Origin of the sequence: Caballeronia insecticola (assembly GCF_000402035.1) — a bacterium.
Taxonomy (GTDB): domain Bacteria; phylum Pseudomonadota; class Gammaproteobacteria; order Burkholderiales; family Burkholderiaceae; genus Caballeronia; species Caballeronia insecticola.
This window is the reverse complement of the sequence record NC_021287.1, coordinates 1,008,246-1,024,200: the sequence shown is the minus strand read 5'-3', so window position 1 is coordinate 1,024,200 and position 15,955 is coordinate 1,008,246. Positions and strand designations below refer to the sequence as shown.

At 66.7% G+C, this 15,955-nt stretch carries 10 protein-coding genes; 4 read left to right on the top strand and 6 right to left on the bottom strand.

Translation table 11 applies throughout. The features are described from left to right. Positions 1–93 precede the first annotated feature (93 nt). Both BRPE64_RS04665 and BRPE64_RS04660 read left to right on the top strand, forming a co-directional pair. Positions 94–1,026 carry a DMT family transporter gene (locus BRPE64_RS04665; protein ID WP_016344875.1) on the top strand — a complete coding sequence of 311 codons (933 nt, stop codon included), beginning with the start codon at positions 94–96 and terminating at the stop codon, positions 1,024–1,026. A gap of 95 nt (positions 1,027–1,121) precedes the next feature. Then, positions 1,122–1,649 carry a hypothetical protein gene (locus BRPE64_RS04660; protein WP_044041251.1) on the top strand — a complete coding sequence of 176 codons (528 nt, stop codon included), beginning with the start codon at positions 1,122–1,124 and terminating at the stop codon, positions 1,647–1,649. Positions 1,650–1,670: 21 nt separating this feature from the next. Here BRPE64_RS04660 and arfB read toward each other — a convergent pair whose 3' ends face one another. The 4 genes from arfB to recC are packed head-to-tail and all read right to left on the bottom strand — an operon-like array spanning position 1,671 to position 11,311. Further along, positions 1,671–2,084 carry an alternative ribosome rescue aminoacyl-tRNA hydrolase ArfB gene (gene arfB / locus BRPE64_RS04655; protein ID WP_016344873.1) on the bottom strand — a complete coding sequence of 138 codons (414 nt, stop codon included), beginning with the start codon at positions 2,082–2,084 and terminating at the stop codon, positions 1,671–1,673. A gap of 34 nt (positions 2,085–2,118) precedes the next feature. Next, the gene (locus BRPE64_RS04650) at positions 2,119–4,194 is read right to left on the bottom strand and encodes an AAA family ATPase (protein WP_016344872.1); all 2,076 of its coding nucleotides are present in this window, start codon (positions 4,192–4,194) and stop codon (positions 2,119–2,121) included. Next, positions 4,191–7,907: an exodeoxyribonuclease V subunit beta gene (gene recB / locus BRPE64_RS04645; protein WP_016344871.1), complete on the bottom strand. Its 3,717-nt coding sequence runs from the start codon at positions 7,905–7,907 to the stop codon at positions 4,191–4,193. Before recB ends, BRPE64_RS04650 begins: the two co-directional genes overlap by 4 nt. Next, positions 7,904–11,311, bottom strand: a complete 3,408-nt coding sequence (gene recC / locus BRPE64_RS04640) for an exodeoxyribonuclease V subunit gamma (protein WP_016344870.1) — start codon at positions 11,309–11,311, stop codon at positions 7,904–7,906. The genes recB and recC overlap by 4 nt, the downstream gene beginning before the upstream one ends. Before the next feature lie 225 nt (positions 11,312–11,536). Between recC and BRPE64_RS04635 the strand changes: the two genes are divergently transcribed. Next, on the top strand, positions 11,537–14,119 hold the full coding sequence (locus BRPE64_RS04635; RefSeq protein WP_016344869.1) for an FUSC family protein: 2,583 nt from the start codon (positions 11,537–11,539) through the stop codon (positions 14,117–14,119). Positions 14,120–14,139: 20 nt separating this feature from the next. Here BRPE64_RS04635 and BRPE64_RS04630 read toward each other — a convergent pair whose 3' ends face one another. Further along, positions 14,140–14,361: a hypothetical protein gene (locus BRPE64_RS04630; RefSeq protein WP_016344868.1), complete on the bottom strand. Its 222-nt coding sequence runs from the start codon at positions 14,359–14,361 to the stop codon at positions 14,140–14,142. 384 nt (positions 14,362–14,745) lie between these two features. Then, positions 14,746–15,222 carry an Lrp/AsnC family transcriptional regulator gene (locus BRPE64_RS04625; RefSeq protein WP_044041249.1) on the bottom strand — a complete coding sequence of 159 codons (477 nt, stop codon included), beginning with the start codon at positions 15,220–15,222 and terminating at the stop codon, positions 14,746–14,748. Positions 15,223–15,349: 127 nt separating this feature from the next. On the opposite strand from BRPE64_RS04625, the gene BRPE64_RS04620 reads away from it, so the two are divergent. Beyond that, positions 15,350–15,949: a cysteine dioxygenase family protein gene (locus BRPE64_RS04620; RefSeq protein WP_016344866.1), complete on the top strand. Its 600-nt coding sequence runs from the start codon at positions 15,350–15,352 to the stop codon at positions 15,947–15,949. Positions 15,950–15,955: the final 6 nt, after the last annotated feature.

Here is a 15,955-nt window from a genome sequence, read left to right as displayed (position 1 = left end):
TTCTTGCGCTTTCGTTCGGCGGGCGCTTTTTCGAGATGAACGCGGTGCTAACATGCGCGGACTTTCCGAAAGTCTCCCGAAGTCCGCCCCGCCATGTCACCCGCCAACCTGCTGCAACTGATCGTGCTCGCCGCCCTGTGGGGCGCTTCGTTTCTGTTTATTCGCGTGGGCGTTGCCGAGTTCGGCGTTGCGCCGTTGATGGCCTTGCGCGTGAGCATCGGCGCGGTGTTTCTTGTCACGATGCTGCTCGTGCGCCGCCCGCTCGCCGCCACTATCGCGACCTTGCGGGCGCGCTGGCTGCCTTTGCTGATTGTCGGCATTCTCAATTCGGCCGCGCCGTTCTGTCTCTTCGCCTATGCAGAACTGACGCTCTCGGCGGGCGCCACCTCGGTCATCAACGCGACGACGCCGCTCTGGGGCGCGCTCGTCGCCTACCTGTGGCTCAAGGATCGCCTGACGAGCACGCGCACGATCGGCATGGCCATCGGTTTCGCCGGCGTGCTTATTCTCGTGTGGAATCAGATCGCGCCCGCGTCGACGGGCTCCGCTGCGGCGCTGCCGGTGCAGGGCCTGCTCGCGGCGGCCGCGGCGCTGGCGGCATCGGCGCTTTACGGTGTGGCGGGCAACTTCGCGAAACGCTATCTGATGGACGTCGATGCGACGACCAACGCCGCCGGCAGCATGCTCGGCGCTACCCTGGCGCTCGCGCCGATCGCCTTCCTCACGTGGCCTGCCGCGCCGGTCTCGGTGCACGCGTGGGGCGCGGTGCTGGCGCTGGGCGTCGGCTGCACGGGCATCGCGTACTTCATCTATTTCCATCTGGTCGCGGTGGCGGGCCCGGCGCGCGCGATGACCGTAACCTTCGTCATTCCGCCGTTCGGCATTCTGTGGGGCGCGCTCTTTCTCGGCGAACACGTTTCGCTCGTGATGCTCGCGGGCTGCCTGATCGTGCTGGCGGGCACCGCGCTCGCGACCGGCGCATTGAGCCGCCTGCCGTTTTTCGCACGCCGCAAGCTCGCGCGATGAACTAGACTGTGTGACGATTGGCCGTTCGCGGCCGGCATAATCCGCTCGGCTCGGCGTTTTCCTTCGCGGCCTTCGACTTCCTGCCGGGAGTTCACATGGGCGTTTCATTTGCCGGCATCAAGCACGAAATGAAGAAGATGGTGCCGCCCACCGTCTTTTTCTTCTTCCTGCTGCATGCCGTAGTCATCATCCGCGCGCTGATGGTGAGAGGCAGCGGCATTTCGCTGCCGACTTCCCTCTCCGTGATCGTTGCATCGCTGATTCTCGGCAAAGCCGTGTTGATCGCGAACATGCTGCCGTTCATCAATCGCTATCCGGATCGCCCGCTGATCTGGAACGTCGTGTGGAAGACGCTGATTTATACCGTCGTGGCCGGCATCCTCCACTATCTCGAACGCCTGTTCGACTTCTGGAAGGAAACGCACAACCTGGCCGCCGCGCATCATGAACTGATCACGCATATCAACTGGTCGCAGTTCTGCGCGGTTCAGATCCTGCTTTTCCTGATGATCGGCAACTACTGTGCGTTCGCCGAGCTCGGCCGCGTGATCGGGCGCGAACGCCTCAAATCGTACTTCGTCGGGCCGCTCGCGCCCGACCAGACCAAACTGCGGGAAAGCTGAAAGCGAGGCCGGCCGCGCGCCTCACTCCCCGCGCACCGGCCCTCTTCCCGCCTTGATCGCGCCGCGCTTCACCTTGCCCTCCACGCGACGCATTTGCGATGCGCGCGTCGGTTTCGTCGCGATGCGCTTGCGCCGTGTCACGCTCACGCTGCGGATCATTTCGTCGAGCCGGGCGAGCGCCGCCGCGCGATTCATGTCCTGCGTACGATGCTCCTGCGCCTTGATGACGATCACGCCGTCGCGCGTAACGCGGCCGTCGGCGAGCGCGAGCAGCCGCGCCTTGATGTGCTCCGGCAGCGACGACGCGCGAATGTCGAAACGCAGATGGATCGCGCTCGATACCTTGTTGACGTTCTGACCGCCCGCGCCCTGCGCGCGCACGGCCGTCAGCTCGATTTCGTTCGGCGGCACGGCGAGAATGTCGGTGGTCGTCATCGGTGGGCTCCTGGTTGCATCTGCCACGCTGGTTTCATGTGAGACGGCGCATTCTCGCAGCCAGCCCGGAATCGCGCCGCGTCGGCTCCCTGACCGCCTGCGCGAAGATCGCCGCCGAGCCAATCACTTCGACGCGCCGCTTCGCCCGCGTGATCGCCGTATAGATCAGCTCGCGCGACAACACGCGCCCGAACACGCCGGGCAGCACGAGCGCCGCGTGCTCGAACTCGGAGCCTTGCGATTTGTGCACGGTGAGCGCGAACGCGGTGTCGTGCGGCGGCAGCGCGGCGGGCGATACGTAGCGCAACGCTCCGTCCGCCATGCGGAAGGCGACGCGCAGAAGACCGTCGGCGCCCGGCAGCGCAATGCCGATATCGCCGTTGAAAAGCCCGAGCGCGTAGTCGTTGCGCGTGACGATCACCGGCCGCCCGGCGAACCATTGCGCCCCCAGCGCCAGCGCGATGCCCGCCTGCTCGCGCACTTTCGCGGCGATGCGCGCGTTCACATCGTCCACGCCGCGCGGTCCGCGGCGCGTCGCGCACAGGACGCGGAAGTGGTTGAGCGCGTCGAAGAGCCGGGCGTGATCGGACGGCACGCCGTCGAGCGCGGCGGCAAGCGCTTCGGCATACGGCGCGAAGCCTCGCGCGAGGCGTGCGAGCGTGCGCTCGGCAAGCGCGGCGTCGCCGTCGTCGAACAGGGTGGCCGCACGCTCGCCGGAGCTGTCGAGGGCGTCGAGCGCGGCGCGGTCGTCGCCGTTGCGGATGGCGATCGACAAACGCCCGATGTCCGATTCGAGCCCGAAACGGTAGTTCTTCTGCAACCAGACGACGCAATCGGTGAGCGCCGGCTGTTCGGTTGTGGCAGCGGCACCACCCTGCCAGTCTTCCGGGAGTGTGTCGAAGAGTTCGTCGTAGCCTTGCGCATCGTCGGCGGGTTCGGGCGCGAACAGTTCGAGTTGCGGATCGCGCGGTGCGGCAGGTTTGGTGGACGTAACGGACACAGCGGGTGCGGCGCGCTTGGGCGCTTCGGCGTGCGGCAGCGCCGCTTCGAGCCGCTTCGGATCGAGTGCGAGCGCCGAGGCGATTCGCGCGACGCCCGCGCGACTGAACGAAGGCGTCGCGCTCAGTTCGGCGAACACCGCACCCGCCTCCACGGCCGACAGTTGATCCTTGTCGCCCAGCATGACGAGCCGGCTCGCCGGCGCGATGGCTTCGAGCAAATGCGCCGCGAGCGCAACGTCGATCATCGAGGCTTCGTCGACGACGATCACGTCATAAGGCAAAGGATTGTCGCGATGATGCCGGAAGCGGCCGTCCGCCTGCACGCCCAGCAGGCGCTGCAACGTGAACGACGTGCGCGGCAGACGCTCGGCCAGTTCCGGCGGCAGCTTGTCCGCGCGCTCGATCAGCGCTTCCTGCATGCGTTGCGCGGCCTTGCCGGTCGGCGCGGCGAGCGCGATGCGCAAGGCCGGATCGGCGTCGAGCAGACACGCGAGCACGCCGACGACGGTGGTCGTCTTGCCGGTGCCCGGACCGCCGCTCACGATCGTCAGCTTGCCCGCCAGCGCCACGAGCGCCGCGACGCGTTGCCAGTCGATGTCGCCGCTTGCGTCCGTCCCGAAATAGCGCGCGATGCGTTCGGCCTGCCGCGCGATGTCTTGCTGTACGGTCTGGGTCTGGGTCTGCACTTGCGCATCTCGCGAACGTTCCACGAGCGCCTGCGCGAGCCGCCGCTCGTAGTCGAAATAGCGCGCGAGATAGAGCCGCCCGTCTTCGTCGATGACGAGCGGCAGCAGATCGGCGGCATCCGCGCGCCGATTGTCGCGCACGCTGCACGCAACGCCGCTCGCGAGCAGCGCGCTGCGTGCTTCGTCGAAGCGTTCGTCGTGACGCCGCGCGAGCGCGGCCAGCGACAGGCACACGTGGCCTTGCACGGTCGCGCGGCTCATCGCGCCGGCCGCGCGTTCGGCCCACAAGACCGCGCGCTCGTCCGCGCCGATGCGCCGTGCCAAATCGCCGATGCGCCGCGCGAAGCCGTCCGCGAGCGCCGCGCTTTCGTCGGCGGGCGCGGGCACGGGCCGCGCGCCTTCGATGATGCCGAGCGTGCTCATGCCGCGCCTCCCGACATCAGGCGGTCGAGCGCCTCGACCAGTTCGAGCGGCGGCCGTCCGCGATGCACGCCGCTCGCCCGTTCGCCGTCGCGCCAGTCGGGACGCACGCCGCGCACGAATAAATAGAGATATCCGCCGATATGCGTGTCATAGGCGTAACCGGCCAGACGCGCGCGCAAATAACGATGCAGCGCGACCACATAAAGCAGCGCCTGAAGATGGTAGGCGTGGTGAGCCATAGCGTCGGCGAGCGGCGCGGCGGCGTAATCGGAGGCGGCATCGCCCAGATGATTCGATTTCCAGTCGATGATCCAGAATTGCCCGTCGTGCTCGACGATCATGTCGATGAAGCCCTTGATGAAGCCCCGCAGCGCGCCCGCCTCCAGCGCGACGTCGGGGAAACCGTGCGCGCCGAGCACGCGCCGCAGCGACGCGAAATCGAGCGATTGCGCCGGGAACAGAAACTCCAGCTCGTTCATGCGCCGCGCCATCGCGATGTCGCGCAACTGCATGCCCGGCGCGATTTCGGTGGCGACCGTGTCCGCCAGAAGACGCAGCATCATTGGCCGAAGACGCGGCGCGAGTGCTTCGGGCGCGGGCGTCGGATGCTCGTGAAGCGCACGCTCGACGGCGGCCGCCCAGCCCGACGGCTCCGTGAAATCGGCAAGCTCGTACATGCGATGCAGACACTCGCCCGCCGCCGCGCCGCGCGGAAACGCGAGGATGTCGTCGGCGGCGAGCGGCGCTTCGTCGCGCGACATGGCCTGCGCCGGCAGTTCCTCGGCGAGCGCGACGAGTTCGTCGTGATCGGGACGCGCTTCGACCGGCTGCGACTGGTTCGCTTCGTCGCGCGCGCCAGCGGCGATCAGCGAACTGAAGCTCGCCATGCGCCAGCGGTCGCGCAAAAGCCGCCGGTTGGTGCGCGCGACGATCTCATGCTGGTTCGATGCCTGCGCGACGAGCGGCTCGCGCGCATCGATGACCGGCAGCGGCGCAACGCCGATCGCTCCACTCGCTTCCGCACCGTCTTCCGCACCGAGCGCGCGCCATGCCGCGACGACTTCCGCCTCTTCGGGCGGCTCGTCGCAGAATGCGTCGAACGTACGACCGTTGCCCGCGACGAGCCAGTTGAGCACGCTGCGGCGCGATTCCTTCGTCGACCGGTTGGACAGATAAAAACCCGCAACGACGTAACAGCGGAACACCGCCCGCGTCAGCGCGACATAGACGAGACGCGCCCGCTCGGCCGCCTGCTCGCGCGCGATGGCTGCGCTCACGTGGTCGTCTTCGTCGCCTTCGATGCCATAGTGCAGCACCGCTTCGCCCGCGTCGTCGTGATATTCGCGCGCGTCGGGCAAGCCGGTTTTCGAAGGCTCGCGCGAGGCGCCATCGTTCAGGAACGGACAGAACACGACCGCGTATTCCAGCCCCTTCGACTTGTGCACGGTCACGATCTGCACGAGATTGCGATCCGATTCGAGACGCAGCTGCGCTTCCTCGCCGCCGCCCGGCTGCTCGCGTTGCGCGGCAAGCCAGCGCAGCGTGGGCGCGATGCCCGGCTGTTCGGCCGAGCGCGCCTGCAAAAGCTCGGCGAGATGATTGACGTTGGTGAGCCTGCGCTCGCCGTCGGCGCGGGCGACGAGGCGCGTGGCGATCGACAACTCGCGCGCGAGCGTGCGCCACATCACGGCGAAACCGCGTTCGTGCCAGATCGTGCGATAGCGCGAGAAGCGCTCGACCCAGCTCGTCGAATCGAGCGCATCGCCGCCGGGATCCGCCGCGTCCGCATGTTCGAGGCGCCAGAGCGCGGCCGCATCGAGCCCGAACCAGTCGGTCGCGAGCGCGGCGCGCAGACGGCGCAGGTCGCCGGGCGTGTCGATGGCCGCGAGCACGCGTTCGATCTGCTCGGCGTCGGGCGAGCCGAACACCGACGCCTGCGCAAGCTCCACGCTGCCGATGCCCCATGCGGCGAGCACACGCTTGACGAGACTGCCCTGCCGGTGCGTCTGCACGAGCACGGCGATATCGCCCGCCGCCAGCGGCTTCGCGCCAATGCTCACTTCGCCGCGTTGCGCGCCACGCAAGAGCCGCGCGATCTCCGCTGCGCAGGCTTCGGCGGCCTCGCGCCAGGCGCGGGTCTTCGTGAGCGCCGATTCGCCGTGCGGCAGCATCCACACGCAGAAATCGGCCAGATCGGAATAGGCGGCGGCAGGCGTGCGGTCGACGAACGGTCCGCGCTGACGCGTGCCGGCGCGCACCGGCTGATAGTCGAGCCCATCGAGGATGAACGCCGACGGATTCGCCCCGAAGACGCGATTGCACGCTTCGATGATCGTCGGCGTCGAACGCTGGTTGACGGCGAGCGTGTAGCGCGCGCTCGCGCTGTCGCGTGCGGCGAGGTACGTGTGCAGATCGGCGGCGCGGAAGCTGTAGATAGCCTGCTTCGGGTCGCCCACGAGAAACAGCGGCCCGTGCGGTGCGAACACGCGCTGGAAGATCGCGTACTGCAACGGGTCCGTGTCCTGGAATTCGTCGATGAGCGCGGCCGGATAACGCGCGCGCAAGGCGTCGGCGAGCCACGCGTGTTTGACGAGCGCGTGATGCAGGTTCGAGAGCAGATCGTCGAACGAGACGACACGGCGCGCGCGCTTGCGGGCGGCAAGCTCGGCCGGCGCGTAGTCGAGCCACGCGCGCACGATGTCGAGCCACAGCGCGCGCTGCGACGCCTCGGCGGCGGCCGCGGATGCGGCGAGCACTTCGGCATGCTCGAAGAACGCATGCGCGGGCGGCGTGTTCTTGCTCTTCGTGCCCTTCGCGAGCGCGCTCGCGGTGAGCTTGAGCGCTTCCTTCGGCGGCGGCGCGTGACAGTCGGCGTCCGCGAAGTACGCGTGCCACGCGTCGATGGCGGCGTCGATGATCGTGCGCTTGTGCGTCGTCTTGCTGAGGATTGCCTCGGCATCGAACAGCAGCTTCGCGATGGCGTCGCGCTCGGCGTTCCACAGCGCGCATGCTTGATCGAAAAGCGCCTGCATGTCGGCGGCAGCGAGCGCCGCCGTGTCGCCGAAACGCAGCGCGGCGAGCGGCTTTTTGAGGCGCCGCGCGAGCTGCGCGTCGAGCGATGCCGGCCCCGCGCCCTTCGCGACGAGCCACGATGCGAACGACGGCGTGCGCGCCGCCGCCGGCTCCACGCGCTCGCGCCAGAAGTCCGCCGCGAGTTCGAAGCGCAGCGCGCTGTCGTCGGCTTCCATGTCGAGCGCGAACGGCATCGCGGCGGCGAATGGCGCTTCCTGCAACGCGCGCTGGCAGAACGCGTGAATCGTGTGAATCGCGGCCTGATCGAAAGTGGAAAGCGCGATGCGCAGGCGCTTCACGGCTTCGTCGGCGTCGATGTCGGCGAGCGTGGTGTCGAACAGGCGCTCGATGAACGGATCGCCCGCCGCATCGCCATTTTCAATGGCATGCGCGACGCCCGCGAGACGCGAGCGGATGCGTTCGTGCAGTTCGGCGGTCGCGGCCTTCGTGAAGGTAACGACGAGAATCTGCTCGACGGAAAGACGCTTTTCCAACAGCAGCCGCACGTACAGCGCGCAGATGTTCCAGGTCTTGCCCGTGCCGGCGGAAGCCTCGATCTGGTTCACGCCGTCGAGCGCGCAAGAGAAGACGTCGAGTTCCTGCACGGCGAGCTCGTCCATGATTGATGTCGAATGCGTCATGCGCCGCTCCGCAGATGCTGCACGAGCGGCGCATACACGATGCGGGCGAGCGCGGCAAAAGTGTCGTCGAGCGCGAGATCCGCGCCGCGAAACGCGATGCGGAATACAGGATCGTCGGATTCTGCGTGCGTGCGCTCCGACTCCCACGCGGACTGCGCCTTCGCGTCGCCCTCGGTCGTCTTGAGCCATGCGCTCTTCGGAAAGAACCGCAGCGGCAAGCGACGTCCCGCGCGATACAGCGCCGCGAGCGCGGCCAGATGCGCGAGCGGATCGGCGACGGGCGTGAGCTCGAAATCCGCCGATTGCGCGCCGCGCCCGTGCCAGACCGTGCGGCGCGGCCCGTCGGGCAACGCCGCGCAATATGCAAGATGCGCGAGCCACGCGGACAAGTAATCGCGCGCGCGCGGCGCATCGTAGCGATAGATCACCTGCCCTTGCGGCGTCAGGCGATTGAGCGTGCCGACGAGCGTCATCGGCCGTTCGTCGACGAGCGCGTCGTCATAGGCGCCGAACAACGCGATGCCTTCGGTGTCGGGCCAGCGCGGCGTGAGATCGAGCGAGAACGGCAAACGTCCGACACCCGCGGATGTCGACGCCCGCACGCGCTCGGCCAGTTGAGCGAGCGCGTGCAGCTCCCGCGCCTGCCACACGCCGCCGGTTGCGCCGCCGGGCATCTCGGGACTCGCGCGTGCGATGCGCCGGGCGCGCTCGCGGGCCGCGCGCTCGCCGTCCTCGGCCGCTTCCAGCAGCGCGGGCAGCACGCGGCCGGCGAGCGCGTCGCGGCCCGCGAAGCCGAGTTCGAACGGTTCGGTATCGTCGATTTCGCCTTCCGCATCGACGAGCGCAATGCCGAGGCGCTCACGCAACAACGCGCGCGCAGGATGCCGCCAGAAACGCACGAAATCGTCGAACGCGACGGTCTGCACCTCGTCTTCCGGCGGCAAGGGCACAGCGAAAAACGGCGTTGTCGGCTGCGTCCTGCCCGACTCCAGCGCGCGGGCAAGTTCGGCGCGCTCGGGTTCGTACGTGAACAGCCGGCCGCCCGGATGAAAGTACTCGGACGCATACGGCTGCAACGGATGCTCGAACAGGAAACGCGCGCGCGCCGCTTCGATCTCGTGCGGCGCCGCATGCCTGCCCGCGACGGATTGCGCCAGATAGTCGAGCAGTTCGTCGATCAGCGCGGCGGGCGGCAATACGGCGTTGTCGCGGATGCTGCGGCCGGTGTACGCGATCAGCAGACGGTCGCGCGCGGCAAGCAGGAGATCGAGGAACAGGTTGCGCTCGTCGTCGCGCCGTTGACGGTCGCCGAGCTTGCCGAAGCGCGCCATCAGATCGAATTCGTCGGCGCGCGTGAGGCTCGGCAACATGCCGTCGTCCATGCCGAGCAGACACACCACGCGGTACGGCAGGCCGCGCAAACTCGTCAGCGACGAGAACGTGACGCCGCCCCACGGCACGCCGCCGCGCGCGGGATCGTCGAGCGTGTCGGTGAGCGCGGTGCGGATCACGGCGGCCGAAATATCCGTTGCGCCCGCGCCTTCGTCCATGGCGAGGACGAGTGCATCGACGGCGCGGCGCACGTCGCCGATGCTGTCGGTGAACGCGACGCCCGTATCGAAGAAACGCTCGAGCGCATCGAGCAGCACGGTGCTCCACGCGCGCGCGGTGCGCGGTGTGGCGATGCGCTCGGCGAAGGCGTCGATGTCGTCGACGAAGCGCGTGAGGCGCCCGAGCAATTCCGCATCCGAGCCGTTCGCGCCTTCGATGGGCAGCCATTCCGCGACCGGCGCGCCGCCCTCCGGCAGCGCGTAGCCGAGGTAGAGACGCGTCAGGGCGTCCGCAAAGGTGTGGCGCGCGGCGGGGACATCGTCGGCGGTGACTTCGTCCGGCCGCAAGCCGCGCCGTGCGCCCGCGTCCGCAAGCCAGGCCTGCGCCGTTTCGAGCGCGGCGGCGTCGATGCCGTAGCGCGCCGCGATTGCATCGACGCGCAGCCACTCGACCAGTTCCGGCGCGCCGACACTGCGCTCGGTAAGCGCGAGCCAGTCGAGCAACGCACGCGCGACAGGATTCGCCTGCGACGGCGGCAGCCCGGTGATCCGGTACGGAATGCGCCGCCGCTCGTTGCTCGCGCCGGCCGGCGCGGTGCCGAAAATACCGTCGATGAGCGGCCCCGCCACCGCGAGATCCGGAAACGCGACCAGCACATCGGACGGTTCGAGCCCCTCGATTTCATCGAACATGTCGAGTAGCCGGTCGTGCAGCACTTCGAGCTGGCGCGACAGGCTATGGCACACGTGCACTTCAATCCCGTTTTCGACGATCGCTTCGGGCTGCGGCACGGCGTTCTCGTCATCGAGCGCGAGGATGCCGTTCTGCAGGCGCGCGAGCCAGGTCGGCGCGGGATTGTCCTCGAACAGTTGACGCTCGCCCGCAGCCGCGCGTTCGGTCAGTTCATGCAGCATGTGAAGCTGCGCCTGAGTCTGCCGTCCCCACTCGGCGAGCAGCGGATGACCGACTTCCTGATAGTCCGCCTCGCCTTTCAGTTCGAGTTGCTCGACGCGCGCCTCGCTCACGATGTCGAACCAGAATTCGCGGCAAGGATTCACGGCGTACACGCGCACGTCGATCCAGCGCGACAGTTCGCGCAGCAACGCGATATGCAGCGGCGGCATCGTCGGCAAGGCGAACACGCTGATGCGGCGCGGCCACTGCGCGCTCTCGACGATAACGGGATCAAGCGTGGGCGCATCGGCGAGGAAGCGGTACGCGGGCGGCGTCGGGTCTTGCTCGTCGCCGTTGGGGGCGTGCGCGAGGTCCGCGAGCAACGCACGCCACAGCGTGGCCTGCCAGCGTTCGTCCTCGCGCTGAATGTCGTTCGCGCCCGCGAGACGCGGACCGCGCGTGTCGGCGACGGCGCCCGTGCCCGGCAGGTCCGCGAGAATCGAGCCGCCCGCCTGCCAGTGCATGAGCCACTCGGGCCGGTAAGTCAGATAGTGATCGAACACCGTGGCGATGCGGCGCGCGAGTTCGTAGCGCATCGAATCGTCGGCGGCGCCGAGGTAGGTGGACAGGCGCGCCGAATCGCCGAACGACGGGTCGCCGAACAGCCGGTAGCAGCGCCACGCGAGCCGGTCCGGCGCGAACGGCGAATGCGGCGCCACGGGCAGCACGCGCCCGATCTGCGCCCACAGCCACTGCGCGAGATAGCAGAAATCGACGTTCGCGCAGATGCCGAAACGCTCGGCCATGTCGAGTTCGAGCCGCCGTCGCACGGCCGCGCTCGGCACGATGACGGCCTCGCGCGCGAACGGGTCGCCCTCGCGCATCGCGAACGCTTCGAGGTCTTCGAAGAGCGCGGCGGCGAGCGTCTCATGACGGTTCGAATAGAAGAGTTCGAGCATGGAAAAGGCCTGGCCGGGCGGGCGCTGAAACGCGACCCGCGGCGCGAAATAAAAAGCTTGATAAGTTCAGGCGCCAGCATAGCAAAGCGCACGCGCTGCCGAGAACCTGGCCGAATGGCCGAGGTCCGAAGCTGCTGTGAGTTGAGTTAGACTCGATCTCGCCTCGTCAACGTGACATCAAACAGACAGCAAGGCAGACATCAACGAGCGTCAAACAGGAAGTCGATGCGCTATTCGTTCGAAATCAGGAAGTTCATTTACAGCCAGTATTTCTTCGGCGGTTTGCGCATCGCTTTGGGCGTGTCGCTGCCCGCCGTTCTGATGCTCATCGTTTTTCACAATCGCGAGCTTGGTTTCACAATTGCGACCGGCGCGCTCGGGGCGTGCGTCGTCGACATGCCCGGGCCGCTCAAGCACAAGCACAACGAGATGCTCGCGTGCACGCTGATCGGCTTTGTCGCGGCGCTCGCCACCGGCATCGCCACGGCGCATCCGTTGACGCTCTGGCTGACCGTCGTGCCGCTGACTTTCGTGCTGTCGCTGATCGTCGTGTATGGATACCGCTGGCCGCAAATCAGCTTCGCGACGCTCTTCATGATGATCGTCACGCTGGAGGAGCATTTCACGCCGATGCAGGCGCTCATCAACGCCTCGTGGATTCTCGTGGGCGGCCTCTGGTACACGTACTGGGCGACGCTCGTGAGCCGTCTGCTCGTGTATCGCATCGAGCAGCAGGCGTTGGCCGAGAGCATCTTCAGTTGCGCGGAGTATTTGCTCGCGCGCGCGAATTTCTACGATGGCGACGCCGATCTCGACGAATGCTATCGCGTGCTCATCGAAAAGCAGATCGCGGCGGTCGAGCGCCAGGAAGCGGCGCGCGATATCGTGCTGCGCAATCTGCCGAAGGTGAAGAGCGGCAAGCTCGACCCGCGGCGCGCGCGGCTCTTCAATCTGTTTATCAACGTGGTGGATCTGCACGAGTTCTTTGTCGGCGCGCACACGGATTATCCGCTCGTGCGCAAGACCTTTGCGGGCTCGGACGTGCTGATTTTCTATCGGGATCTGATGAGAAAGGCGAGTGCCGATCTGGAGGAGATCGGGCTCGCGGTGCTGCAAAATAATCCGGCGCCCCGGCAAATCAGCATGAAGGCCGAACTGCGCGCGATCGAATACGAACTCGAACTGATGCGTAAGCACGGCCTGCCGGAGAAGAATCCGGAGGCTTACACGGCGGCGGCGGCCGTGTTCAGGCGTCTGTGGAGCGCGACGCGCCTCATCGACAAAATGCGCCGCCGCACACGCGGCGACGCCAGCCCGACCGAAACCGAATTGCAGATCGATCACGCGCTCTCGCGTTTCATCTCGAGCCGCCGCGTGCCGTTCATGCAGATCTTTTCGAACCTGACGATGGCTTCGCCCAGCTTCCGCCACGCGCTGCGCGTGACGATCGCGGTGGGCGTCGGCTTCTGGCTCGGGCGGCTGCTGCCGCTTACCAACGCCTACTGGATCGTGATGACGACCGTCATCATTCTGAAGCCCGGCTACTCGCTCACCAAGCAGCGCAATACGCAGCGGATCATCGGTACGGCGATCGGCTGCGCGGTCACCATCGCGCTGATTTTGTTCGTGAAGGAGCCGCATATCCTGCTCATCGTGATGTTCGCGTCGATGGTGATGAGCTACAGCCTGCTGCTCTTCAACTATGCGGCAAGCGTGGTGTTCACGTCGTCGTATGTGCTTTTGATGTTCCATCTGCTCGCACCGGGCAGCCTGCGTCTGATCGGCGAGCGCGCGATCGACACGGTGGTCGGTTGCGCGATCGCTATCGCGGCGAGCCATCTGTTCCCGTACTGGGAATATCGCCTGATGGGCAAGCTCGTGAAGGATCTGCTCGCCGCCACGCGCAATTATCTGGAAGCAAGCTGGTATTGGAAGGCGAAGCCGGCCTCTCAGGCGGACAAGGCGCGGGCGGCTTCTGCGACGGCGGCGGCTTCCTCGGTGGCTGGTGCAGTCGAAACGCCCGTCGAGCGCGCCGTTTTCGCTGATGCGAATGCGGGCGCGGTGGCGTCGTCATCGTCATCGACTGTGGTCGAGACTGTTGCGCAACCCGTGGCCGTGACCGCCGAAGCCGCGAATGAACCGTTAGCCAGTACGCCGCCGCTCGAGCCCGATCTCGTCGCGGATTCCGCCGTGAAAGCCGCGACGGCGACGGCGCAGCGTTTGTCGTCGGTGAGCATCGGCGAGAGCACGGCGGCAACCGCGACCAAGGGCGCCTCCGCCGCAGCGACGGTCGCCGCAACCGCGCTCGATCGCGATTATCGGTATCGCCTTGCGCGCAAGAACGTGCATATCGCGTTCGCCAATCTCGCGCAGGCGTTCCAGCGCATGATGCTGGAACCGAAGGCGCAGCAAAGGTATGTCGCCGAACTCAACGACCTGCTCGTGCAGAGTCACGTGCTCGCCTCGCAGATCACGGCCGCCGCGCCGCTGTTGCAATCGCTCAATGAGGCGGACGGCCAGCCGTTCGAGCCGGTGCAGCGCACGTTCGGCGTGGTCCGCGACAACCTCGCGTTCGCGCAGGACGAATTGCCGGCGGCACCAAAGCCCGATGCGCCGCCCGCGCAGACCGATGCCCTCAAGGAATTGCGACGCGAACTCGACACGATGGTCGTTGCCGCCGAGCGCGCGCAGTCCCTGCCCGCCGACGCGCTTCACGACCTGAAATTGCTGGCGCATCAGTGCAAGCAGATGCTGACGGCCTCGACGCTCATCGAAAAGGACGCCGCGCAGATCCGCTTGCCGGTGTAGCTCCCCGGTGTGAGTCCGCTTTAATGCGATGCGCCGATCGCCGGCACCGCCGGGCGCACGTCGCTCGCGGCGGACGGTTGCGCGTTTTCCTGATCGAACTCGCGTTTTTCGCGGATCGCGTTGAACAAAACCGTGCCGATCACGAGCAGCACCACCACGACGATGAACACGCTCACCGCGCGCGTCGGATTTTTCTTGGGATTACCGTGCGGGCGGCGGGGGTCGCGGGAGTCGTCGATCATGGGGCGATGCGGTTCTTGACGCGTTTTCGGGATTGAACGCGACATGGTACCCGCGTTGGTTTTCAGTTGGGTTGCGAACATGGCTTGCGGGCGGACGAGCGCGCGAGCTATTGCCATCTTCTGCAATCTGCCGCGATCTGCTACGTTTTGCGGCGCTCAGGCTCGCGCCGTTGCGAAACCCGCACGCCACCCGCGAAATTCACTGCTGCACCGCCGCGCTTGAACGCTCCCCGCGCGAATGACGATACTACTCACGATTCCATGCACGTCCGATCCCGGCGAGGGCTGCAAGGGGCAGAATCGGGATACCTAGTGACCGGACGTGTTGCGCCGCCCTCCCCGGGCGGCTTTTTTCTTTTGCGTCATCCGCCGCGCATGTACAGATTACGGATAGTCCGCGGTCGGACGCACCGGCAGCGCCGTCGAGTACTTGATCTGCTCCATCGCGAAGCTCGAACTGACGTCGTATAGCGGCACCGCGCGAATGAGCAGCTTGTAGACGCGGTCGTAATCGTCGATATCGGAGACGACGACGCGCAGCAGATAGTCGGTCTCACCGCTCATCCGGTACACCTCGACCACTTCCGGAATGTCGCGCACCGCGCGCGTGAAATCTTCCGCCCAGGTCTGCGTGTGCTGGTTGGTGCGCACCGCGACGAACACCGTTGTGCCGACGCCCAGCTTTTTCGGGTCGCACAGCGCCACCTGCGCGCGAATCACACCCGTCTCTTTCAGCCGTTGCACGCGCTTCCAGCACGGTGTCTGCGACAGATTCACCCGCTGCGCAAGTTCGGCGATGGGCATCGTTACATCGGTCTGGAGCAATTCGAGCAGCTTGCGGTCGATGAGGTCCATTCCCATGCTCCACCCCTTGTAGGAAATTATTCTATTTCTCGATGTCCGAGCGGAATTATATGGAAACTAATTCTGGAGGCAAGCCGGTATAAATGAGCCGTATGAACCGCCATCACAAAACGGCCTGAATACTATGCAACTCGAACATGTCAGCCGCACGCAGCGGCCTTTCGCGGCAAGCTCGCCGATCCACGGAACGCGCGGCGAACCGGGCCGTGCGCTCGTTCAGTTGTGCCGCGAGATCGATGCCGCTTTTGCCGCCACCGAAGCCAGCGCGAAAATTTCGTTTGGACAGCGCGTGCGCACGGCGCTGCAAACCGCGATCGCCGACCCGGAACTTCTGCGGCCGGAGCAGCGGATCGGCAGCGCGCAGGGCTATTGCCGTCATCTGCTCGCAGCCGATCCGCTGAATCGCTACGCGATCGCCGCGCTGGTCTGGGAACCGGGTCAGGCGAGTCCGGTGCACGGGCATCGGACATGGTGCGGCTACGCGGTGATCGAAGGCGCGCTCGCCGAAACGCTTTATCGATGGGACGCCGAAGCGCATTGCGCGCAGGAGACGCGCCGCCATCCGCGCGCGGCGGGCGCGGTCTCCTATGTGGATGCCGGACGCGGCGCGATTCACCAGCTCGGCAATCCCGCCGATGCCGCCTCGCGCGCCGTGTCGCTGCATATTTACGGCGTCGCGGGCGAGCAGATCGCCACGCACGTCAACGATCTGCTCGCCGCCTGAACCCAG

Excerpts from the sequence above, each read along its gene's own strand:
- BRPE64_RS04665 (WP_016344875.1), top strand. The coding sequence starts at position 94 with ATGTCACCCGCCAACCTGCTGCAACTGATCGTGCTCGCCGCCCTGTGG.
- BRPE64_RS04660 (WP_044041251.1), top strand. The coding sequence starts at position 1,122 with ATGGGCGTTTCATTTGCCGGCATCAAGCACGAAATGAAGAAGATGGTG.
- arfB (WP_016344873.1), bottom strand. The coding sequence starts at position 2,084 with ATGACGACCACCGACATTCTCGCCGTGCCGCCGAACGAAATCGAGCTG.
- BRPE64_RS04650 (WP_016344872.1), bottom strand. The coding sequence starts at position 4,194 with ATGAGCACGCTCGGCATCATCGAAGGCGCGCGGCCCGTGCCCGCGCCC.
- recB (WP_016344871.1), bottom strand. The coding sequence starts at position 7,907 with ATGACGCATTCGACATCAATCATGGACGAGCTCGCCGTGCAGGAACTC.
- recC (WP_016344870.1), bottom strand. The coding sequence starts at position 11,311 with ATGCTCGAACTCTTCTATTCGAACCGTCATGAGACGCTCGCCGCCGCG.
- BRPE64_RS04635 (WP_016344869.1), top strand. The coding sequence starts at position 11,537 with ATGCGCTATTCGTTCGAAATCAGGAAGTTCATTTACAGCCAGTATTTC.
- BRPE64_RS04630 (WP_016344868.1), bottom strand. The coding sequence starts at position 14,361 with ATGATCGACGACTCCCGCGACCCCCGCCGCCCGCACGGTAATCCCAAG.
- BRPE64_RS04625 (WP_044041249.1), bottom strand. The coding sequence starts at position 15,222 with ATGGGAATGGACCTCATCGACCGCAAGCTGCTCGAATTGCTCCAGACC.
- BRPE64_RS04620 (WP_016344866.1), top strand. The coding sequence starts at position 15,350 with ATGCAACTCGAACATGTCAGCCGCACGCAGCGGCCTTTCGCGGCAAGC.